Origin of the sequence: Bartonella sp. W8167, assembly GCF_016100335.1 — a bacterium.
GTDB classification, from domain to species: Bacteria; Pseudomonadota; Alphaproteobacteria; order Rhizobiales; family Rhizobiaceae; genus Bartonella; species Bartonella apis.
In genome coordinates this window covers 410212-432134 of the sequence record NZ_JACFSQ010000001.1, presented here as the reverse complement: position 1 = coordinate 432134, position 21923 = coordinate 410212, and the positions used below count along the sequence as shown (strand labels likewise).

Sequence of the window (21923 nt, the reverse complement as noted above, 5' to 3'; positions counted from 1 at the left end):
CCAAGTTTGGTTAAAACACATCGCAGAAGGAACAGGTTTTCGATGGTTCATGATCAGATCCGTTATGACATTCTCGTTCAGGACGCTTTACGTAGTGTTATCCGTAAAGTTTTGTCCGAGGTAGCAAAAGCCGGCCTTCCGGGTGACCATCATTTTTTCATTACTTTTTTTACAAATGCACCGGGGGTAAAAATTTCATCACGCTTGAAAGAGCGATATCCGGAACAGATGACAATTGTTTTGCAGCATCAGTTCTGGGATTTGAATGTTTCAGATACCGGTTTTGAAGTAAGCCTCTCGTTTGGTGACGTTCCCGAACGTCTTGTCATTCCATTTTCTGCCGTTCAGGTTTTTTATGATCCGACGGCGGCATTCGAAGCTGCGTTCGATCTTGCATCCGATATGCCGAAAAGTGACAATGATAGCCCCGATGTGAAAACAATAACGGAAGAAAAAGAAGGTGGTGAACTTGCCATTCTTGCCGATAAAAAGGGCAAGAAAAAAACTTCCGGCAAAATAAAAGCACACGAAAAAGCCGTTGATGGCGATGATAAGTCGAGTGCAGAAGAAAAAAAGCCTTCCGCCGATGTTGTCTCTCTTGATGCCTTCCGGAAGAAATGAGGCGGTTTTAATGGCTGAAGTTGTCAATTTACGGCAGTTTCGCAAACAAAAGAAACGTCTGAACAACGAAAAGGAAGCAGAAGAGAAGCGGGTTTTATTCGGCCGTACAAAAATCGAGCGTGCATTTGATAAACGACAAAAACAAAAAACCGAAAGCTTTCTTGATATAAGGAAAATTCCTCACGACAAAGATCAAGGATAATCTGCCCTCGTCAATCGGAACCATTGACTGGCAGAAAGCGCAGGCAAAGAAAATTTCTGTTCGCATTGATGGTCATGCAACAAGTATATCACTTGAGCAGGCCTATATTGATATTCTGCTGCAAGAAGCCAACAAACTTGAACTTTCTTTTGCTAGCCTCGTAACTTTGATCGACGAGACACGACCTTGCGAAATCAATCTTTCAGCTGCGTTGCGCCTGCTTGCCCTGAAGCTTGCAAAAAATATTTGAAGCACCCCGCAAACAGGTTTTTTAAAATCAGTAATCCGGGTTCATTTTAAAATACTATCGTCTAACGCCGCTTAACGCGAAATTTCCGCCTGCATGCCTATTCTTTCATTTCTTGACGTAAGCTTGAAACTTGTAAGCCAATGCGCGCTTTCCGGACTTATGTTGGACCGCGCCTTAGAAAAGCACCAATTCTGAAGTTATGCCGAAGACATGTGCTATTTTTGTCCGAATTTGACAATAATGGTTACTTCCTGCTTTTTGTCGTTTATATTTTTAACCGATTTGAACAAACGGACTTGATAGAAGAGAGCCAACCGTCTAACTCAACGCTATGGAACATTTTGCCGATTCAGACAGCGCTTTGCCGCCTTTGAAAGACCCACAATTTTTAACCGAATTTGTGGCTTTGATGGTTTTAAAGCGCGATGTTTTTTCGGAAACGCGGGTCGGCTATTTTGCTGATGATCCGCATAAACGCGTTATCCGCCGCATTGTCACTGCTGCGCCAAAATGGTCTCGCCCGCTTGCCTGGATATTGGCAAGAAGAGAAATACGGGCATTGAAGAAAGTCCGCGGTCTTGAAGGCGTACCACAGCTTATTGCCGTTGATAAAGACGGGCTATATCGCTCGTGGAGTGAAGGAACACCACTACATCTGGCGCGCCCGAACAAACCCGAATTTTATTTGAGTGCATTTAAAATACTTCGCAATTTGCGCCGCATGGGCATTACCCATAACGACCTTGCAAAGCCGCAAAACTGGCTGATGACAAGCGACGGAAAAGCCTCGATTATCGATTTCCAGTTGGCAAGTGTGCATAAACACCGCGGTGCTCTCTATCGCTATTTTGCCTATGAGGATTTCCGTCATCTCATAAAACAAAAAAGAAGTTTTGCGCCGGAACTTATGACACCTACAGAAAAGCGGATATTGAAAAACCGCTCCTGGCCGTCGCGTCTTTGGTTGGCAACCGGAAAACGTGTCTATAATTTTATCACCAAAGACATGTTCAAATGGTCGGATGGCGATGGAACAGGTGACCGCGTCCAACATCAAGGGCCAGTCATTCGTAATCTTCTGAAAAATAATCCGGATATTGGCGATATCGCCATTGCAACCTACTCGCTTCCCGCAAAAGGTGTCGGGCTTTATGTTTTTGTTGAATCGGACAAGCTTGATGAAAAAGCCGTTCGCAATCTTCTGAAAGACCAGAAAATCGAGTCTCTTCAGGTTGTGCATCAATTGCCTAAGCGCGAAGATGGCTCAATTCGTGATGATATTATCAAACTCGTTGCCATGAACGAGCTCAACGATCTTGTCGCTTTGATCAAACGCGAACCGGACTTGAAACCCGTTGTTGCTCCAATCATAGACAACCGGAAGAATTTGACCGACCGGCGCGTCTATCAATATGAAGCCCAACGCAAAAAAAAGTGATTTTGCAATCGTTTTCGTGTAAAAGCTTATATTCTGGCCTAGCAGAAAATATCTCGAACCATTAGATTGGTGATGATGACCGATTTTCCTGACGATATACCGTTTTTTGATGACGAGCCGAAAAAGCCAACGCCGCAATCTTCTGTGCGCGATGAAGCTCATAATGGTGATGGCAGTTTGGCTGCACGCGCTATGGCTGCGCGTCGAAATGCCGATGCTGACGCCGACTATCTTAAAAAGCTCAATCCCGAGCAGCGCCTTGCCGTAACAACGACAGAAGGTCCGGTTCTGGTTCTGGCTGGTGCTGGCACCGGAAAGACGCGGGTTCTGACCACACGCATTGCCCATATTTTACGGCTTGGTCTTGCTTATCCAAGCCAGATTCTGGCGGTGACATTCACCAATAAAGCCGCACGTGAAATGAAAAACCGTATTGGAGAACTGGTTGGCGGAGCGGTTGAAGGTATGCCGTGGCTTGGCACGTTCCACTCGATCGGGGTAAAAATTCTTCGTCGTCACGCGGAGCTTGTCGGCCTCAACAGCAATTTCACCATTCTTGATACAGACGATGTGATAAGGCTTATCAAACAGCTCATTCAGGCTGAAGGGCTTGACGACAAAAGGTGGCCGGCTCGTACTTTTGCCAATATGATTGATGGTTGGAAAAACCATGGCCTTGCGCCTGACCAGATACCGGAAGGTGATGCCCGCTCATTCGGCAACGGCAAAGGACGCGAGCTTTACCGCGCCTATCAGGAACGTTTGCAAACGCTGAATGCGTGTGATTTCGGCGATTTGTTGATGCATCCCATCCATATTTTTCAGAAAAACGCTGATGTTTTGCGCGAATATCATAAAAAATTCCGCTATATTCTGGTCGACGAATATCAGGATACCAATACTGCACAATATTTATGGTTGAGACTATTGGCACAACGCCCTGTCGGACAAACCGTCAATCTTTGTTGTGTCGGAGATGACGACCAATCCATTTACGGTTGGCGCGGCGCAGAAATTGATAATATTTTGCGTTTTGAAAAAGATTTTCCCGGTGCAACTGTCATCCGTCTTGAACGCAATTACCGCTCGACTTCGCATATTCTGGGGGCTGCATCCTATCTCATTGCCCATAATGAAGGCCGGTTGGGAAAAACGCTTTTTACCGATAACAAAACGGAAAATGATCAGAAAGTCAAAGTCCATGCCGCGTGGGATTCGGAAGAAGAAGCGCGTGCTATTGGCGAGGAAATCGAACAATTACAACATCAAGGCCTTGCTTTGAATGACATTGCCATTCTTGTTCGCGCATCATTCCAGATGCGTGAGTTTGAAGACCGGTTTGTCACGTTAGGGCTTAATTACCGCGTCATCGGTGGCCCGCGTTTTTATGAGCGGCAGGAAATTCGCGATGCACTTGCCTATTTCCGTGTTGTTGCACAACCCTCGGATGATCTTGCATTCGAGCGTATTATCAACACGCCCAAACGCGGCCTTGGCGAAGCAACTGTTCGTCAAATCCATGATACAGCCAGAGCCCGCAACGAGCCTATGCTCAAAGCCTCTCAGGAAATGGTAGAAACCGATGAACTGAAACCGAAGCCCAGAAGCTCATTAAGAAAGCTTGTAGAAGATTTCCGCCGCTGGCAGAATATGCTTGATAATACCCCTCATACGGAGCTTGCGGAAACTATTCTGGATGAATCGGGCTATACTGCCATGTGGCAGGCCGATCGTTCTGCCGAAGCTCCGGGGCGCCTTGAAAACCTGAAAGAGCTTATCCATTCCATGGAAGATTTTGAAAGTTTGAGAAGTTTTCTCGAACATGTCTCTTTGGTCATGGATACAGAAAAGAACGAAGATATGGATGCGGTCAACATCATGACACTGCATTCGGCCAAAGGACTGGAATTCAACACCGTATTTTTGCCCGGCTGGGAAGAAGGACTGTTTCCCCATCAACGTTCACTTGATGAAGGCGGGCGCGCGGGGCTCGAAGAAGAGCGGCGCCTCGCTTATGTAGGCCTTACCCGTGCAAAGGAAAATCTGCATATCTGGTTTGTCTCGAACCGGCGCATTCACGGGTTATGGCAAACGACGATACCATCCCGTTTCCTTGACGAACTGCCCAATGAACATGTTGAAGTTGCAGAAGTTGAAACATCCTATGGCGGTTACGGGCAATCGCGCTTTGACCGTCATGAGCCGTTCCAGAACAATTATTCAACACCTGGCTGGCAAAGAGCCAAAAAGAATGCAACCGATGCTACCCGCACCAATTGGGGTAACCGTTCGGGCGCCAATGTTGAACGCATCGGTTATGGGGAAGTCGATTCCGGCTATGGTGCAGGACGGGCAGCACGTTCAAAGACTATCGAAGGCGAGCTTGTCGCCAAATCGGTTTCCGACAAACCGTCCGAATTCAGCGTGGGTGACAGGGTTTTTCATATCAAATTCGGAAATGGCAATGTCGCAGCGATTGACGGAAACAAACTCACCATCGCTTTTGACAAAGCAGGCGAAAAGCGCGTGCTCGACAGTTTTGTCAAAAAAGTCTGAGCATCTTTTGTCCACCGGCTATCATCCGGTTTTATCGCTGCTTCCCTAAAGTTTAAAAAAGGCAGAAAATAAATCAATTTTCTGCCTTTTATTTTATCAAATCGTTGAAGCGATTATTTGATGAAATTGTGAATAAGCAGATCGGTTACATCTTTCACACGTCCCTGCATAATCGCCTTGGTACCATAAAGTGCCATTCCGGAAACTTCACCGGCCGTTACTTTTGGTGGCATAACCAGTTCATATCCGCTGGTTTTGACATCAAGGAGTGCCGGACCTTTGGCACTCAAAAAGGCTTTGACAGCGCTTTCAAGTTCTTCCGGCTCATCAACTTTCCAGCCTTTTATGCCAATCGATTCGGCAAGTTTTGCAAAATCCGGATTTTGCAAATCGGTATAATGGTCGACCAGTCCTTCAACCTTTTGTTCAAGTTCAACAAAGTTGAGTGAAGAATTGTTGAAAACCACAATCTTGATGTCAACCTTTTCCTGAACAACGGTCAAAAGTTCGCCCATCAACATGGCAAGGCCACCATCGCCCGAAAGCGAGATAACTTGTCTATCTTTATAGGCTTTTTTGAAGCCGATAGCCTGCGGCAAAGCATTTGCCATAGTTCCATGGGAAAGACTGGCAAGGGTTCTTCTCTTGCCATTTGTTTTAAAATGGCGGAGCAACCAGACCATTGGCGAACCGCAGTCGCCTGTAACCAGCGCATCATCATCGGCATATTGATTGATAAGCGAAACGAGATATTGCGGATGAATGATCGATTTTGAAACAGAGGTTTCCTTCGCTTCGGCTTTTTCTGCCTCGGCTTTGGTTTTCAGACACTGGTCGAGAAAAGCGGTATCTGTCTTTTCGTCAACATATTTCAAAAGTGCTGCCGCTGTCGATTTGACATCCCCGATCAACCCCATATTGACGGGATGACGGCGCCCCAGATGGGTTCCATCCTCATCCACCTGAATAATCGTCGCTTTATCAGGATAAAATTGCGTATAAGCGAAATCGGTACCAAGCAAAAGTAGAGTATCGCAATGCTCAACCATGTCAAAACCGGGTTTTCCACCCAACATGCCATTCATTCCCATATTATACGGGTTGTCATATTCGATGAAATCTTTCGATTTTGATGAATGCCCAATTGGTGCTTTCAACTTTGCCGCAAGAGCGACCACCTCATCATGAGCACCTTTGACACCCGAACCGACATAGATTGCAACTTTTTTGCCCTTGTTCAAATGGGATGCAACTTGTTCAAGTTCGCTATCGCAAGGGCGAATAACCGGATTTGGCCGATGAACGCTATATTGCGTGATATGGCTTACCGTTTGCATGGAAACATTAACCGGCAGAACAATGACAGCAACACCCCTTTTCGTCAGCGCTGCCTGACAAGCTTCAACCGTTATGCGTTGGGCTTCCTCCGGATTTAAAATTTGCTCGCAAAATACCGAGCAATGTGAATAGAGTGCGGGAAAATCGACTTCCTGCGGCCATTCACTGCCGATAACTTCGGTCGAAAGCTGGCTTGCTATGGCCACAACCGGAGCGCGATTGCGATTTGATTCATAAATTCCGTTGATAAGATGCAAGCTCCCCGGCCCGCAAGAGCCTGCGCATGCACTCAATTCGCCAGTCAAATAAGCTTCTCCTCCTGCTGCCAAAGCAGCAGCTTCTTCGTGGCGTGTATGGACCCACTCGATTTTCGAGCGATATATCGCATCGGTGATATAGTTAAGTGTATCACCGACAATGCCGTAACAATGTTTCACACCGGCTTTTTGCAGTGTCTCTACGATAATCTCGCCAACACGTTTAGAAGACATTTTCAATTTCCTTTCAAAATTGAAGTACAAAATAACTATTGAAAGAAACAACGAGAAATTGAAAATAAAATTCGTGTTATCGCGTGTCTTTGATGATTTTTCTACTCTCAGACAAGCTTTTTCCACTTTGCGATAAATTCTTCAGCCGAGAGTTGTTGCATATCGGGTATTGCTTCATAAAGTGTGTTCAGCGGCCAATTCCACCAGCAAAGGTCAAGAAGCGCCTGAATAATGTAGTCGGGAAATCTCATTCTTATTCGCTTGGCCGGAACGCCGCCGACAATCTCGTAAGGAATGACATCTTTGGTTACAACAGCATTAGCACCAATCACCGCGCCATGACCGATGGTAATCCCCGGCATGACAACGGCTCCATGCCCGATCCAGACATCATGGCCCACGGTTACCCGTTTATTATGTCTCCGCTCGCGAAAAGCGCTGTCGAGTGTCATGAAACGAAAATATTCATTCGGCCGGTAAGTCATCTTATGCATGCTTACCCGCTCCATCGGATGTTCAAGGGCATTGAGCCGGACATTCGAAGCAATAGAACAAAAACGGCCGACATCGGTATATATTGCTTCACCATTGCGTTCGAAATAGCTGAAATCTCCAACCGTTACATCACGTAAGAGAACCCGTTCACCGATTTCAGAAAAACGTCCAAGTTTACAACCGTGGAGTTTGGCTGTTGAATGGATGCGCGGCGCACTATCCTGAAAGCGTTGGTCTGTTGGCGATATGCTCATGATAATCCGATATATTGAATGATGAATTACCATAAAACGCGGTTAGGAGAAGTGCAATCCCGACTATCTGACCGAAGCTTTCCGACAATTATAATTTAAATTCCGCTTTTCATTGCAGTATCGTTTTCATACCGATATATTTTAAAATATCATCCTCAGGGGTCACACCAGTGGCTTTTTTGGCGGTCCAATCAAATTCAAGGGATTTTCGCAATGACGAGTGAAGGTAAAAAGACTGTTTCAAGTGTTTTTTACATTGTTTTATTGGTTGCGGTTTTTATGGCATTCATATTTGGTTGGCAAACCTTCGTCAGTCCGCCACTCGGTGAGGATTTCAGCCTTACCGATTCCAATGGAAAAACCGTTACGCAGGTTGAACTTCGCGAAAAGCCGTCAGCGATATTTTTCGGTTACACAATGTGTCCGGATATTTGCCCGACAACGTTGATGAGTATGACCAACTGGATAAAAGAATTGGGACCGGACGCGGATAACATCAATATCTGGTTTATCACGGTGGATCCCGAGCGGGATACTCCGGAAGTTCTTCACGATTATTTATCGAATTTTACCGACAAAGTTGTTGGCATAAGTGGTGATCCCGCAAAAGTCCACGAACTGGTATCATCTTTCAATATTGCGGCTGAAAAAGTACCCGGTGAGAATGGCGATTATACCTACGACCACACAGCGGCAATTCTTCTCACCAAGAAAGGCGGCCAATTTGCCGGCGTAATCCCTTATAGCGTGGAAGAAAACAGAAATGAATTGAAAGACCAGATTGCTATAGAGCGTCTCAAGAGTCTGGCAAAACAATAAAAGACATAAGGACAAAAATTTTGGGACAGATCCGCCTACATTATAAATCGCCGAAACGCGAAGCCGAAAAACAATATGAACTTCTCGATCACGCCTTCGAGGATGATGCCTTTCCCCTTGCGATAACCGAAATAGACGAGGCCAATGGAATCTATGAAGTTTCGCTCTATGTGGATGAAGCTGAAAAGAATTCGGTACTTCCCCGCTTTGCGCAAGTTTTGGGCGTCAATGAAAACAAGATAGAAATAGAAATACTTCCGGATATTGACTGGGTAAGCCATAGTCTTGAAGGACTTAATCCTGTTCGCGCGGGACGTTTCTTCGTTCATGGCAGCCATGACCGAGACAAGGTGAAACCGGGTGATCTCGCAATCGAAATCGATGCCGGTCAGGCTTTTGGCACCGGCCACCATGGAACGACAGTCGGCTGCCTTGAACTTATCGCCGACGTTATGGAACATGAAAAACCGCAAAATGCACTTGATCTTGGAACGGGGAGCGGAATTCTGGCAATCGGTATTGCTTTGATCAAACCGATCAGAATTTTGGCAACCGATATTGACCCGATTGCGATCAAAGTTGCGAAAGAAAATTTTGCTTTAAACGGTGTCGCCAAAACAATAACAGCCATTACGGCTACCGGCCTTGATGATGAAGAGATTAAAAAGCGCTCACCCTTTGATCTCATTGTTGCAAATATTCTCGCCAATCCCCTGATTGAACTTGCGCCACAAATGGTTCCTGCGCTTAAAAAAGGTGGTTCCATTGTGCTTTCAGGCATTTTGGAAGAGCAGCATGACCGCGTGGTCAAGGCCTTCGAGGCGGAAGGCGCGAAATACATCAAAACCTTGCATCATGAAGGCTGGGTTGCCATTCATTTAAAATAGGTGACGATCAAAAAAAATTGGTGGCCAATAAACAATCGGACATTTGGCCATTTCACAAAAATAACAGGTGATCGAATTGCCCGATCATAGCGATCATAATTCTTTCACCGACTAGACAATCAGAGGCGATTTTATGTTTCAATCATTTGAAATTGCAACAAATCCCGATAACGCAAAGGCTCGTGTTGCGGCGTTACGCAAGGAAATGGAAAAACTCGGGCTTGATGGCTATCTGGTGCCAAGGGCGGACGAGCATCAGGGGGAATATGTGCCTCCCCACGCGCAGCGGCTGCAATGGCTCACAGGTTTTACCGGCTCGGCCGGCGTTGCACTGATTTTGAAAGATAAAGCAGTTATTTTCGTTGACGGGCGTTACACTTTGCAGGTGCGCAACCAGACAGACGGAAAAATATTCACTTATGCCGATCTCATTTCCTGCCCGCCTTCGCTTTGGCTTGAACAAAACACCAAAGGTTTGAATATCGGTTTTGATCCATGGCTTCATACTGTCGATGGCGTCAAGGCCCTGAAGCAAGCTGTCGAGGACAAAGCTCATGGCAAACTTGTCGGTACGGAAAAAAATCTCGTCGATCTCATCTGGCATGACCAACCGGAACCGCCGCTGACGCCGGTCACGATCCAGCCCCTCGACTATGCTGGTGTTCCTGCCGATAAAAAGCTTGAATTGATGGCAGAGAGCTTGAAAAAAGACGGGTGCGATCTCGTTCTATTGACAGACCCCTCGTCGATTGCATGGGTTTTCAATATTCGCGGCAATGACGTTTCCAATACACCTTTTTCCTTGTCTTTTGCTATTCTTCGGGCAAAAGGCCGGCCGTCATTATTTATCGACCAGCGCAAGCTTGGCGAAAATGAAAAGAAATATCTTGCCCATTATGTCGACATTTTCGAACCTTCCGCTTTGATACCGGAAGTTATCAAAGAGGCTGGCAAAAAATCCTGTTTTTCACTTGATGGGCAACTTTCGGCCGAGAAGTTGCGTCAGGTGATTGCCGATCATGGCGGTATAATTAAGGATTTGCGCGATCCGGCACGTTTGCCGCGCGCAATCAAGAACGAGGCGGAACTTAAAGGAAGCCGTCAGGCCCATGCGCGCGACGGTGTGGCACTCTGTCGCTTTTTCTCGTGGCTTTCACGGCAAAAACCCGCCACAGTGGACGAGATTTCGGCAGCCACGAAACTTGAGAGTTTTCGCGCAGACACCGCCTTGAAGATGGGGTCAAAACTTGAAGATCTGTCATTTGATACGATTTCGGGAAGTGGTAGCGATGGTGCTATTATCCATTATCGCGTTAACACAGCAACCAATCGGCCTCTTAACGAAGGCGAGCTTTATCTCGTTGATTCCGGTGCGCAATATCGTGATGGTACAACCGATGTCACCCGCACCGTTGCAATCGGCCACGTAAGTCACGAAGAAAAACAGTGTTTCACACTCGTTCTCAAAGGTATGATCGACCTTTCTTCGGCACGTTTTCCGAAAGGCACACGCGGGCAGGACCTTGATGTTCTGGCGCGCATCGCTTTGTGGAAAGCCGGACTGGATTTTGCCCATGGCACGGGTCACGGCGTCGGCTCCTATCTTGCTGTTCACGAGGGCCCGCAAACCATTTCAAAACGCGGTGGGCAAGAACTTTTACCTGGAATGATTGTTTCCAACGAACCGGGCTATTATCGCGAAGGTGCATTCGGCATCCGCATCGAAAACCTGCTTGTTGTCAAACCGGCCAAACCGGTCAAGGGTGGCGATATTGATATGCTCGGTTTCGAGACGCTCACTCTCTGCCCGATCGACCGTAACCTTATTGCCGTTGATATGCTGACGAATGAAGAACGCGAGTGGCTAAACGCCTATCATGCCCGTGTCATGAAAGAAAATGCACCGCATCTTGATGAGGTTGATCTCAAATGGCTTGAGTCAGCAACGCAGCCTCTTTGAATCTGAGACAAAACGCGAAAGAAAAATCTTTCGCGTTTTTCATTCCGCAAGTTTGGTCACTTGTCACTGCACGATAACCTTTCAGCAACTAACGCAGCCTTTGAAGACTAAAGGTCGTCTTCAGAGACGGGCTATGCTTACAAGACCAAAACGCAAGAACGAGTGAGGCAAAACGCTTGGCCTCCTCGCAAAAGCGGCGCCAACGAACGTAAATCTAAACCACATATCATAAATGATTTTGAGTACGGGTATAAATCGCTATATCCTTGCAAGAGAATTGAACGCTTTCACCAATCCGACGTGGCAAAGGCTCCAATGCGGCAGTCAGCAGAGCGCAGACGATAAAGGTGGAATATAGAGCGATGAATATCCCGAAATTGCGGCTCGTTTTTGCCTTATAGCCGCCAGTCCGGTTCATAATTCGACGCGAGGAGACAAGCTTTCGAGTGCATGAGGCTTCGTTAGCGCTACTTCACGACGATTTTTGCGGCCTTTACCTGTTCGCGGAAGAAGACAAACAAACCGCTTCCTACCACGAGAGCAGCACCAACAAGCGTAAGCAGGTCAGGCATATCACCAAAGACGATATAACCGATGATAACCGACCAGACGAGCTGCAAATAGTTGAATGGCTGAACCACAGTAAGAGGTACAAGGCTCAATGCTTTGATCATCAAAAAATGCCCTACAACAGAGGTAAAGCATAAAGCCACGAGTATCCATACATAGTGGCTATCCATATGAACCCAGAAAAACGGAAGTCCAAGATTCATAACCACAAGGCCGACAAGCCCGACATAGAAAAAAGAGGTTTGTGTCTTGTCAATACCGCCAACAAGGCGGGTCAAAGCCATGTAAAGGGCGAAAAATAATGCTGCAACGAGTGCCCAGATTGCGCCGACAGACAATACGCTGCTTCCCGGTCGCAGCATAATCAGGATACCGATAAAACCGATAACCAGCGCACTCACTCTTCTCCAGCCAACTTTTTCCTTCAATAGAAATACCGCTATGACCGTACCGAAAAGCGGATAGGACTGGAAAATGGATGTCGCTTCGGCAAGTCCCATGACACGAAAAGCCAAGGCAATGGCAATGAGTTCCAGAAGAAGCAACAAACCACGCAAACACTGGACAATCGGGCGCTTGCTTTTGATATTGGCGATAAGGCCGCCACTTGCCGTTTTGGCCATATAAACGCCGGCAAGGAAAAAGACCCAATAGCGAACCATAACAATAAAAGTCGCCGGATAGTTGTGAACCAGCGTTTTGGTCATGGCATCCTGACAGGCAAAAATAACCGTTGCAGCCAGTGCAAGGCAGATGCCTAAAATATAACGTGGCTCTGTCGATGGCGCGATTTTTGCGTGAAATTCTGGTGGTGCCGCTTTACGCATTTTCCTCACCAATCAGTTTGAACCACTGATCTTCATCAATAATTTGCACTCCCAACTCCTGTGCTTTCGTCAATTTTGAACCCGCTCCGGGGCCAGCCACTACAAGATCTGTTTTTTTCGAGACAGATGCTGCAGTTTTTGCCCCCAATCTTTCTGCCATTGCCTTTGCTTCGTCACGAGACATGCGCTCGAGCGAACCGGTAAACACAATTGTTTTTCCCTGTACGGGCGACCCATCGGTAACCGGCAAGACTTCATCCAAAGGTGTTACCTCGGCAAGTAAGGCTTGCAAAATATTGCGGTTATGTTCCTCACCATAAAAATCGACAACAGCTTCGGCAACAATAAAACCTATGCCTTCAATATTGGTGAGCTCGTTCCATGCATCATTTCCGCTTTCGCCGCTATTTTCTTCAGGATAACGTGCCGCCAAAGCAACCTTTTTGAAAGCATTATAGTTTTTGTACGCCCGCGCAAGTCTTCTTGCATTGACTTCGCCAACATGGCGAATGCCGAGCGCAAATAAAAACCGGCTTAACGGTATTTGCCTGCGTGCATTGATTGCATCATAAAGTTTATGAACCGATGTGCGCCCGAAGCCTTCAATATTTTCGAGCTTGCTCAAAGCTCCCTTCTGGCGTCTCTCGAGAGTAAATATGTCAACGGGGCTGCGGATTGCCAAATTCTCGTCTTTGGCATTGAAGAAAAATTCTACCTGTTTCTCACCAAGCCCTTCGATGTCAAAGGCATTGCGCGAAACAAAATGGCGGATACGTTCCATTGCTTGCGCCGGACAAATGAGGCCCCCCGTGCAGCGGCGAACCGCTTCCCCCTCTTCCCGCACTGCATGGCTTCCACAAGCCGGACAAATATGGGGAAAAACAAAAGGCTCGGCCGTCTTCGGGCGGCGCTCTTCGACAATGTCGACAATTTGCGGAATAACGTCACCGGCGCGTTGGACGACAACTGTATCACCAACGCGAATATCCTTGCCGTCACGAATGGTTTCCCCTTTATTGCCAATGCCTTTGATATAGTCTTCATTATGAAGTGTGGCATTGGTAATGACCACGCCACCAACCGTAATCGGTTCAAGACGGGCAACCGGTGTCAAGGCACCTGTGCGCCCCACCTGAATATCGATTGCTCTTAGAATAGTCATAGCACGTTCGGCCGGAAATTTATGGGCAATTGCCCATCGTGGAGAACGCGAGATAAAGCCGAGCCGCTGCTGGAGCGCAAGGTCATTGACCTTATAGACAACGCCATCAATATCATAATCAAGATCAGCGCGCTGTTCTTCAATTGCATGAAAATGTTTGAGCAATCCGTCGGCCGAATGAAAGAGCTTCGTTAAAGGATTAACTGTAAAGCCGTAAGAACGGAAAACATCCATCATACCCAATTGCGTATCGGCCGGCATGCGGCTGACCTCGCCCCAGGCATATGCGAAATATTTGAGTTTACGCCGCGCGGTAATGCTGGCATCAAGCTGGCGCAAGGAGCCTGCAGCAGCATTTCTGGGATTGGCAAAAACCTGCTTGTTTTCAGCGTCATGGCGCTCGTTCAAGGCCTGAAAATCGGCGTGCGCCATATAGCACTCGCCCCTCACTTCGATAAGTTCAGGATAATTTCCTTTCAAAACATGTGGAATATCGGAAATTGTCAGTGCATTTGCGGTGACATTTTCACCCACCGTTCCGTCACCGCGGGTAGCTGCTGTTACGAGTTTTCCATTTTCATATCGTAAAGACAGCGACAAGCCGTCAATCTTCGGCTCGGCGCTGATATCAAGCTCGTCATCATCTTTCAGCCGCAGAAAACGCCGGATGCGGTCAACAAAATCGTAAACATCCTGATCGGAAAACGCATTATCAAGCGAAAGCATCGGGATGCGATGACGCACTTTTTCAAATTTTTCGGAAACCTTTGCGCCAACTTTGCGGGAAGGCGAATCCGGCCTGATCAATTCCGGAAAACGCTGTTCAATGGCATTGTTTCGCCGGCGGAGCGCATCATATTCGCCATCCGATATTTCCGGCTGATCTTTCGTATTATAGAGATAGTCATGGTGGGCAATTTCTTTTGCCAGCCGTTCCAATTCCTGTTTTGCCTGTTCGGGCGTGAGATCATCAACTGAAATATCTTGCATCATCGGTTTCCAGAATTCTTAAAAATGAGCCTGACAATATGATCGTTATCCGTTTTTCATTCCATGAAAACAAACATTGAATATGGCTCATTTTTAACAAGTGACCATATGTTTAGCTGATAAAACACCAAAGAACCACTGCCAACCATTGGTGCCACACTTTTATCTTATCAATTTATTGACATTCCGCTGAAGCCAAGAACAACTTGACGGAAAAATCGAACTCGTTGCTTTCTGTCGGTTTGATGAGAAAATACATCGCATTTCTCGAAGACCATACCTCCAGCAAAATAACAGACACGTAAAACTTCGCAAAATCGACTTTCTGGAACTTTTTCCATAGATAAATCAAATCCTACCGACTTCGGCATAATGTCCGGACTTTTGATAAAAATAGAATTCCGTTGGAACAGAGGTCAGTCGTTGTTGTTTTTATTGCCGAATATTAAAAAGAATGATGAACACGGTGCCCAGAATATCCGACAAGGAAACAAAACTATCAGTCAAAAAAATATGCAGGTCGAGCTTTCCTTGTTTCTGATTGTTTCCGGATTCACTTGGCCGTATTATTGGCTTTAGTCAGCTATGTCTTCAAGATTTGCTGCGAGATTATGCGGCACTATTATAACACATTCCGGCTTTTCTGATGCGAATGATCCACCTTTTTTCAAAATCATATAGCCAGCCGCTTGATGAATTAGCCAGCCGCTTGACTTCGATTGATTAAACGAATTGCCGAACAACAGACTTTGAAATCGTTGAGCTTTTACGCCGCTACTTAAATTTGGTGTTTTCTATTTTGCATTAAGCAGTTTCAATGCCGCGGCGCGGGCTTCATCGGTAATATGTTCGCCTGCAAGCATGCGTGCAATTTCCTCGGCGCGTTCATCCATGTCGAGTTTATGGACACGCGTAATCAGGCGGTCACCATCCCCATGTTCGGATTTGGATATCAGGAAATGGCTGTCGGCACGGGCAGCCACTTGTGGCGCGTGAGTTACAGAAAGCACTTGTACACCTTTGGCAAGTCTGGACAGCCTCTGCCCGATAGCGTCGGCAACTGCACCGCCGACCCCGGTATCAATTTCATCAAAGACCAGTGTCGGAGCAGACCCCCGATCGGCAAGAGCCACTTTCAAAGCCAAAAGAAAACGCGACAATTCACCGCCCGAGGCCACCTTCATCATCGGACCTGCTCTTGTTCCGGGATTTGTGCGCACCCAATATTCAACCCTGTCTATTCCTTCGGGCGTACGTTCATCTGTGTTGCTCTCAATATTGACGATAAATTCCGCACGTTCAAGCTTGAGAGCCGGCAATTCGGCCATGACGGCTTTTGTCAATTCTTCTGCCCGTTCATGCCGTTTTTGCGAAAGCCGTCCGGCCGCCTTGTCATAATCGGCAAGGGCTGCAGCAACTTCTTTTTCAAGTTTTCCGACGGTTTCCTCGCTCTCATCAAGATCTTTCAAATCCTGATCCATCTTGTCGCGCAACTCCGACAGATTGTCGGCGGGAACATTATATTTACGTGCGGCGGCACGCAAAGCAAACAACCGTTCTTCGACATTGCTTAATTCTTGCGGGTCAAAATCGAGAGCGCTCATGGCTGCATCAACGCTATCCTGTGCAAGGCCCAAAGCTTCAAGCGCATTATCGATTGAATCCACGATTGGTTTGACAAGTTCCTCTGCTTCGGGAATTTTCCTTTCAAGCCGCCGAACGAGATTTGCCAAAACCGGAACTGGTGATTGCGCGCCGTTCAACATATCTCCGGCCTCATTGATGTCGCCTGCAATTTTTTCGGCTTTCATCATATCGGTACGCCGGATTGCCAAGCTTTCTTCTTCCCCGGCCTCGGGGGCAAGCTTATCCAGTTCTTCAACAGACGAGCGCAAATAGTCCGCCTCGCGCAAAGCTTCTGCGACTTTTTCGCGATGTTTCTTCAACGTTGTTTCGAGATCATGCCAATGGTGATAACGTTCTCTCACCGCTTTAAGGTCATCGTCTACACGTCCATAGGCATCAAGAAGATCGCGATGGGAGGCAATATCGACAAGCGCACGATCGGCATGCTGCCCATGGATTTCAACAAGCTCATGGCCAACGTCACGCATCAGAGCAACGCTTGCCGCCTGATCGTTAATGAACACACGCGAACGACCATCCGAAGACTGGATGCGGCGCAGGATAATATCACCTTCGTCATCAAGGCCATTTTCTTTGATAAGTTTTCTGGCAGGGTGGTCAATCGGCACATCAAAAACAGCCGTTACCTGCCCGCTTTCTGCACCATGGCGCACAAGGGAAGCATCACCCCGCCCCCCGAGTGCAAGAGAAAGCGAATCAAGCAGAATAGACTTGCCGGCACCGGTTTCACCAGTGAGTACCGACAGGCCCGTTTCAAAGTTGATATCGAGCCTTTCGATCAGAACGATGTCGCGGATCGAAAGCTGTACAAGCATCTAGGGTCAAGAGCCTTTTTTCAGACCGGTTTTATTCAAAGCGCGGGATATCCACGATCCTTTGTTTTCCTGAGGAGCGACACCACCCTTTTGCAGCAGGTTGAAGGCATCCTTATACCATTTGCTTTCCGGATAGTTTTGTCCAAGAACGGCAGCAGCCGTTTGCGCTTCCGATGTTAAACCCAAAGCATAGTTTGCTTCTGTCAAACGATAGAGCGCTTCCTCGATCTGGTTTGTATTCGAATATTCTTCGACAACGGTGCGGTAACGCTTGATAGCCGAAAGATATTGCTTACGCTCCTGATAATAGCGGCCAATCTGCATTTCTTTACCGGCAAGCTGTTCGCGGCCGAAACGTATCTTGGTCTTGGCATCATCGACATATTCCGAATTTGGATAGCGGTCGACAACTTCCTGCATAGCGGCAATTGCGCGCTTTGTGTCTTTCTGGTCGCGCGTAATATCGGGAATCTGTCTGAAATAGGAAAGGCCGATGATATAATAGGCATATGCGGCTTCTTCGGATGTCGGATAGAGGGCAATATAGCGCTTGGCCATATTGACCGCTTCATCATAGTTGCCTTTGCGGTAATTGGTGAAAGCACCCATGACCAGAGCTTTACGAGCCCATTCGGTATAAGGATGTTGGCGATCAACTGCATCGAATTTTTTTGCAGCTTCGCTCAAACGACCTGCATCAAGGTTGGCCAAAGCCTGATTGTAAAGAACATCCGGCGGATCGATCTTTTCAACATAGGATGTCAAATCGACATCTTTATCTTTCTTCGAACAACCGGCTGTCAGGCAAACGCTGCCAAGCATCAGCCCGATCAGGACTTTACGTACGATAGTGGATTTTTTGCTTTCAGCATCCATAATATACGAATTCAACTTCGTCATGCTCTCTCCGGCCTTCCGGCATTCCCTTGTTTATCAAAACCCAAAAGACAACACCGGGACCATGTCCTTGCCCGAATAGAAGTCATGGGAGGTTATAACCAGCTATTATCAACCTATAACATTAACATTGGATTAGCCGATTTTTACTCAATCGGTCAATCATTCGTTATAGACTGAATTATGGCAATTCCCTGAAAACTAAAGTATTGGAAGTCAATTTCCATCAAAATTCTTTGGTCTCGAATGCGGAAGGATCGTGAAGCAACGCTTTTACGAGCTTTGCATTCAACGAATGTCCGCCACGAAAAGAACGGAAAAGACCTATAAAAGGTGAACCTGTCAATGCTGTATCACCAATGGCATCCAACAATTTATGGCGAACAAATTCGTTTTCATAATAGGTTCCGCCGGGGTTTATTACCTTGTCATCTGCATCAATAACAATTGAATTTTCCAGGGATGAACCGAGCGCCATACCGGCAGCCCATAAAGTTTCCACATCTTTGAGAAAGCCGAATGTACGAGCTTTTGAAATCGCTTCCTTGAACTTTTCCGGCTCGCAATCAAAAACGAAGGTACTCTTTCCGATTATCGGCGTTGGAAATTCGATCGAAACATCAAAACGTCTACCTTCAAACGGCTCGATTTCGGCAAAACCGGTCGCTGATTCGACTCGTACAGGTTTTTTTATGACAATAAATTTGCGCTTGGCCTTCTGGTTGACGACGCCTGCCTTGTCAAAAGCTTCACAGTAACTCCATGATCCCCCGTCGAGAATGGGTAGTTCGTTCTGTGATACTTCAATATGAAGGTTATCAAGATTATAGGCGCTGATTGCAGCCATCAAATGTTCGATCGTTTCAACACGCACCGCGCCTGTTCCCAAGCTCGTGGAACGCTCGGTTGCTCCGGTTTCTGCCGAGATAGCACGGAAATTCTTTTTGTCACCTGTCGGGGTCGATCTTATAAACACGATCCCCTCGCCGACTTCTGCCGGATGGATTGTCACAGTCGAGGCAAGCCCGCTATGTACACCGTGTCCGCTTAACGTAACAGACTTCGCCAAAGTCGACTGGTAATGGGGATCAAGATGAGAATTCTTATGTTTGCCAACCATAGTTGAAAGATTTTCCCTTTGTGAGGCTTATCGAAACTTTCTTTCACATAGCACTATTGGCAACAATCTTCGACATTGAATTTCTTTTCTCTTCATTCAACGCAAAAACCGCCTTTCGATTTACCGGAATTTGTACATCGGATATCTTTTAACCTGTCTATTTTGAACCGCAGTTCCTTGCAGGTTCAAAATCCGAAAATCCACTTTCGCATCGGCGTGCATTTCACCAATTTGAAATGAGAAAAATTCCAACCTCTCTTTCTCGATTTGACTTCAAGTTAAACAAATTCTTTCTGCGTTTATTAATTAAAGGTAGTCACAACGCATGCGCGACTTTAGCCATTTCAAGCTTTCATTGTTATTTTATTGGAATGAGCGATTATGCAACGACAGAGCCTCTTTCCAAACTCTTCTATACATTCGGCAAGTTATCGAACCCGAAAATCGATAAAAAGCAAAAACGTGGCCACGCGATACAATGAATAGCTTCATGAATTAACCTCCCGAAGAGGTAATGCATTGACTGATGGTCGGTCGAATTTCCGCTGTCTCTATCACTATGTTTTCAAAAACCTGTTCCCGAGCGTGCTTGCCATAAAATCAGCAATCGTTCATGACAAGCCCATTTAAAACCCGAATTGCCAAAGAAAAATTAGGGAAAATTTATAAAACGCAAAAAAAACCGCTGTTTAAAAAAACAGCGGTAATTTTGAGAAGGTTATTGGGGCTTTTTATTATATCGGCTTTCCATTCCGGAAAGCCGAATTATTATTACCATTTATTCAGTTTGCCTGACGGCGCAGAAAAGCCGGAATTTCCAACTGTTCTTCTTCACTGACAGGTTGCCGTTGTTGCGTCTGAGGGCGCATCTGCGGTTCAGCCGCCTGCTGACGGCGCGGTGCATAAACTGCAGCGTCAGATGAAAGCTGACGGCGATTTTCCTGTGCGGGCAAGACCGGCTCACGATTTTGCTTGCGTTGAGGTTCCAACCGTGCAGTCGGTTCCTCGTCACGATGGATAAGGCTCTGTGTCAGTTTCTGCCAGAGGCTGCGTGGTCCCTGCTGGGCCGGTTGACGATGTGCTGCCGCATTGGCTTTTTCGCGGGCAACCGACGGAAAATCACGCAATTCCGGCATCCTGACAGGTGCAGGACGCGATTGCGGTGCCGGTTGTTTTTCACGCATTGACGGCACTTCCGTCATTTCGTCGAGTACGCGGGCTGTTGCTTCCATGTTAACCGGAGCAGCAGATGCTTGCGGCTGTGCCATGCGCGGAGCCTGCTGCATACGCGGTGTTTGCGGCATTTGCTGCGGTTGTGCATGCACTGTAGACGAAGCCTGGATTTGCGGGTTGGCGCGCTGCGGAATAGCATTGCCATTCGACATCGGCGTTTTGAAAATTTCGCTTTGCGGACGGAACGGTTCTTCAACCGGTCTATTCATTTCCAATTCGAGAGCTTCCATAACTTCGACCATCGGCTGGGCCTTGGCGCCAGACAACTGTGCCTTAGGACCATTTTGCGGAGCAGCCGAATTTTCGAGTTTACGAACCGGACTTGCAATTTGGCTTCCTTGTCCGTCGGTATCGGCGCCTTCTACGTTCGCGCGATCAATGCCGGTTGCAACAACCGAAACGCGGATGACACCTTCAAGCGACTCGTCGTCAATGGCACCAAAAATAACATTGGCATCAGCATCGACTTCTTCGCGGATGCGGTTTGCAGCCTGGTCAACCTCGAACAACGTAAGATCGCGACCACCTGTAATCGAAATCAACAAGCCGCGTGCACCTCGCATTGATGTTTCGTCAAGCAGCGGATTGGCAATGGCCGCTTCCGCAGCAGCAAGTGCACGATTTTCACCGGAAGCTTCACCGGTTCCCATCATTGCACGACCCATTTCATGCATGACCGAACGTACGTCGGCAAAATCAAGATTGATAAGGCCTTCTTTGATCATCAGATCGGTGATCGAAGCAACGCCCGAATAAAGCACCTGATCGGCCATCATGAACGCATCGGCAAAAGTTGTCTGTTCATTTGCAATGCGGAACAGGTTCTGGTTTGGAATAACAATCAATGTATCAACACATTTTTGCAATTCCTCAATGCCTGCTTCGGCAGTTTTCATGCGACGGGCACCTTCAAATTGGAAGGGCTTGGTCACGACACCAACTGTCAGAATGCCTTTTTCTCTTGCTGCACGGGCTACCACTGGTGCTGCACCGGTTCCGGTGCCACCCCCCATACCACAGGTGATGAAGACCATATGCGAATTACCAAGATGATCGACAATCTCGTCGAGACATTCTTCGGCAGCCGCCTGACCGACTTCCGGAAGTGCACCGGCGCCCAGACCTTCGGTGACCGCTGCACCAAGCTGGATCACACGATCAGCCTTTGACATGGTAAGCGCTTGCGCATCTGTGTTGGCGACAACAAAATCAACGCCTTGTAATCCGGCATTGATCATGTTGTTGACTGCATTACCGCCGCCACCACCGACGCCAAAAACAGTGATGCGTGGCTTCAATTCTGTAATATCTGGCCCGTGCAGATTGATTGTCATTGTCTTTTCCTTCTCAA

At 47.1% G+C, this 21923-nt stretch carries 16 protein-coding genes; 8 read left to right on the top strand and 8 right to left on the bottom strand.

Annotated elements, in window-relative coordinates:
• Positions 1-42: 42 nt before the first annotated feature.
• From H3V12_RS01615 to H3V12_RS01595, 5 genes are all read left to right on the top strand, one after another.
• Entirely contained in the window at positions 43-621 is a 579-nt protein-coding gene (locus H3V12_RS01615; RefSeq protein WP_075868658.1) for a ClpXP protease specificity-enhancing factor SspB, read from the top strand.
• 10 nt (positions 622-631) lie between these two features.
• Positions 632-823, top strand: coding sequence for a DUF4169 family protein (locus tag H3V12_RS01610; RefSeq protein WP_198212332.1), 192 nt, complete (start codon positions 632-634; stop codon positions 821-823).
• The gene (locus H3V12_RS01605) at positions 813-1073 is read left to right on the top strand and encodes a ribbon-helix-helix domain-containing protein (RefSeq protein WP_341464039.1); all 261 of its coding nucleotides are present in this window, start codon (positions 813-815) and stop codon (positions 1071-1073) included. Before H3V12_RS01610 ends, H3V12_RS01605 begins: the two co-directional genes overlap by 11 nt.
• A 331-nt stretch (positions 1074-1404) precedes the next feature.
• Positions 1405-2511: a serine/threonine protein kinase gene (locus H3V12_RS01600; protein WP_198212329.1), complete on the top strand. Its 1107-nt coding sequence runs from the start codon at positions 1405-1407 to the stop codon at positions 2509-2511.
• 75 nt (positions 2512-2586) lie between these two features.
• Positions 2587-5067 carry a UvrD-helicase domain-containing protein gene (locus H3V12_RS01595; RefSeq protein ID WP_198213728.1) on the top strand — a complete coding sequence of 827 codons (2481 nt, stop codon included), beginning with the start codon at positions 2587-2589 and terminating at the stop codon, positions 5065-5067.
• Between the two features lie 113 nt (positions 5068-5180).
• On the opposite strand, the gene H3V12_RS01590 is transcribed toward H3V12_RS01595, so the two are convergent.
• Together H3V12_RS01590 and H3V12_RS01585 are read right to left on the bottom strand one after the other, a co-directional pair.
• Positions 5181-6896: a thiamine pyrophosphate-dependent enzyme gene (locus H3V12_RS01590; protein ID WP_198212327.1), complete on the bottom strand. Its 1716-nt coding sequence runs from the start codon at positions 6894-6896 to the stop codon at positions 5181-5183.
• Positions 6897-7003: 107 nt separating this feature from the next.
• Complete coding sequence (locus tag H3V12_RS01585) at positions 7004-7645, bottom strand: DapH/DapD/GlmU-related protein (protein ID WP_198212325.1); 642 nt, start codon at positions 7643-7645, stop codon at positions 7004-7006.
• Positions 7646-7858: 213 nt separating this feature from the next.
• Between H3V12_RS01585 and H3V12_RS01580 the strand changes: the two genes are divergently transcribed.
• The 3 genes from H3V12_RS01580 to H3V12_RS01570 all read left to right on the top strand — a co-directional run bounded on the left by H3V12_RS01580 (position 7859) and on the right by H3V12_RS01570 (position 11311).
• Complete coding sequence (locus H3V12_RS01580; RefSeq protein WP_198212323.1) at positions 7859-8464, top strand: SCO family protein; 606 nt, start codon at positions 7859-7861, stop codon at positions 8462-8464.
• Between the two features lie 17 nt (positions 8465-8481).
• Positions 8482-9351, top strand: coding sequence for a 50S ribosomal protein L11 methyltransferase (locus H3V12_RS01575; RefSeq protein WP_198213726.1), 870 nt, complete (start codon positions 8482-8484; stop codon positions 9349-9351).
• Between the two features lie 133 nt (positions 9352-9484).
• Positions 9485-11311, top strand: a complete 1827-nt coding sequence (locus tag H3V12_RS01570; RefSeq protein WP_198212321.1) for an aminopeptidase P family protein — start codon at positions 9485-9487, stop codon at positions 11309-11311.
• Between the two features lie 467 nt (positions 11312-11778).
• On the opposite strand, the gene H3V12_RS01565 is transcribed toward H3V12_RS01570, so the two are convergent.
• From H3V12_RS01565 to ftsZ, 6 genes are all read right to left on the bottom strand, one after another.
• Complete coding sequence (locus tag H3V12_RS01565) at positions 11779-12708, bottom strand: DMT family transporter (RefSeq protein WP_198212319.1); 930 nt, start codon at positions 12706-12708, stop codon at positions 11779-11781.
• Positions 12701-14860 (bottom strand): NAD-dependent DNA ligase LigA, encoded by a 2160-nt coding sequence (gene ligA, locus H3V12_RS01560; protein ID WP_198213724.1) that lies wholly within the window; start codon positions 14858-14860, stop codon positions 12701-12703. The genes H3V12_RS01565 and ligA overlap by 8 nt, the downstream gene beginning before the upstream one ends.
• 794 nt (positions 14861-15654) lie before the next feature.
• Complete coding sequence (recN, locus tag H3V12_RS01555) at positions 15655-17322, bottom strand: DNA repair protein RecN (RefSeq protein WP_198212317.1); 1668 nt, start codon at positions 17320-17322, stop codon at positions 15655-15657.
• Between the two features lie 6 nt (positions 17323-17328).
• On the bottom strand, positions 17329-18198 hold the full coding sequence (locus tag H3V12_RS01550) for an outer membrane protein assembly factor BamD (RefSeq protein ID WP_246785054.1): 870 nt from the start codon (positions 18196-18198) through the stop codon (positions 17329-17331).
• A gap of 247 nt (positions 18199-18445) precedes the next feature.
• Positions 18446-19339, bottom strand: coding sequence for a UDP-3-O-acyl-N-acetylglucosamine deacetylase (lpxC, locus tag H3V12_RS01545; protein ID WP_198212313.1), 894 nt, complete (start codon positions 19337-19339; stop codon positions 18446-18448).
• A 782-nt stretch (positions 19340-20121) separates the two neighbouring features.
• Positions 20122-21906 (bottom strand): cell division protein FtsZ, encoded by a 1785-nt coding sequence (gene ftsZ / locus H3V12_RS01540; protein ID WP_075868694.1) that lies wholly within the window; start codon positions 21904-21906, stop codon positions 20122-20124.
• Positions 21907-21923 lie beyond the last annotated feature (17 nt).

What these genes read in the sequence shown, in the direction of transcription:
- H3V12_RS01565 (WP_198212319.1), bottom strand. Translation starts at nt 12,708, where the DNA reads ATGCGTAAAGCGGCACCACCAGAATTTCACGCAAAAATCGCGCCATCG.
- H3V12_RS01615 (WP_075868658.1), top strand. Translation starts at nt 43, where the DNA reads ATGGTTCATGATCAGATCCGTTATGACATTCTCGTTCAGGACGCTTTA.
- lpxC (WP_198212313.1), bottom strand. Translation starts at nt 19,339, where the DNA reads ATGGTTGGCAAACATAAGAATTCTCATCTTGATCCCCATTACCAGTCG.
- H3V12_RS01570 (WP_198212321.1), top strand. Translation starts at nt 9,485, where the DNA reads ATGTTTCAATCATTTGAAATTGCAACAAATCCCGATAACGCAAAGGCT.
- ftsZ (WP_075868694.1), bottom strand. Translation starts at nt 21,906, where the DNA reads ATGACAATCAATCTGCACGGGCCAGATATTACAGAATTGAAGCCACGC.
- H3V12_RS01600 (WP_198212329.1), top strand. Translation starts at nt 1,405, where the DNA reads ATGGAACATTTTGCCGATTCAGACAGCGCTTTGCCGCCTTTGAAAGAC.
- H3V12_RS01590 (WP_198212327.1), bottom strand. Translation starts at nt 6,896, where the DNA reads ATGTCTTCTAAACGTGTTGGCGAGATTATCGTAGAGACACTGCAAAAA.
- recN (WP_198212317.1), bottom strand. Translation starts at nt 17,322, where the DNA reads ATGCTTGTACAGCTTTCGATCCGCGACATCGTTCTGATCGAAAGGCTC.
- H3V12_RS01580 (WP_198212323.1), top strand. Translation starts at nt 7,859, where the DNA reads ATGACGAGTGAAGGTAAAAAGACTGTTTCAAGTGTTTTTTACATTGTT.
- H3V12_RS01595 (WP_198213728.1), top strand. Translation starts at nt 2,587, where the DNA reads ATGACCGATTTTCCTGACGATATACCGTTTTTTGATGACGAGCCGAAA.
- H3V12_RS01550 (WP_246785054.1), bottom strand. Translation starts at nt 18,198, where the DNA reads ATGGATGCTGAAAGCAAAAAATCCACTATCGTACGTAAAGTCCTGATC.
- H3V12_RS01585 (WP_198212325.1), bottom strand. Translation starts at nt 7,645, where the DNA reads ATGAGCATATCGCCAACAGACCAACGCTTTCAGGATAGTGCGCCGCGC.
- H3V12_RS01610 (WP_198212332.1), top strand. Translation starts at nt 632, where the DNA reads ATGGCTGAAGTTGTCAATTTACGGCAGTTTCGCAAACAAAAGAAACGT.
- ligA (WP_198213724.1), bottom strand. Translation starts at nt 14,860, where the DNA reads ATGCAAGATATTTCAGTTGATGATCTCACGCCCGAACAGGCAAAACAG.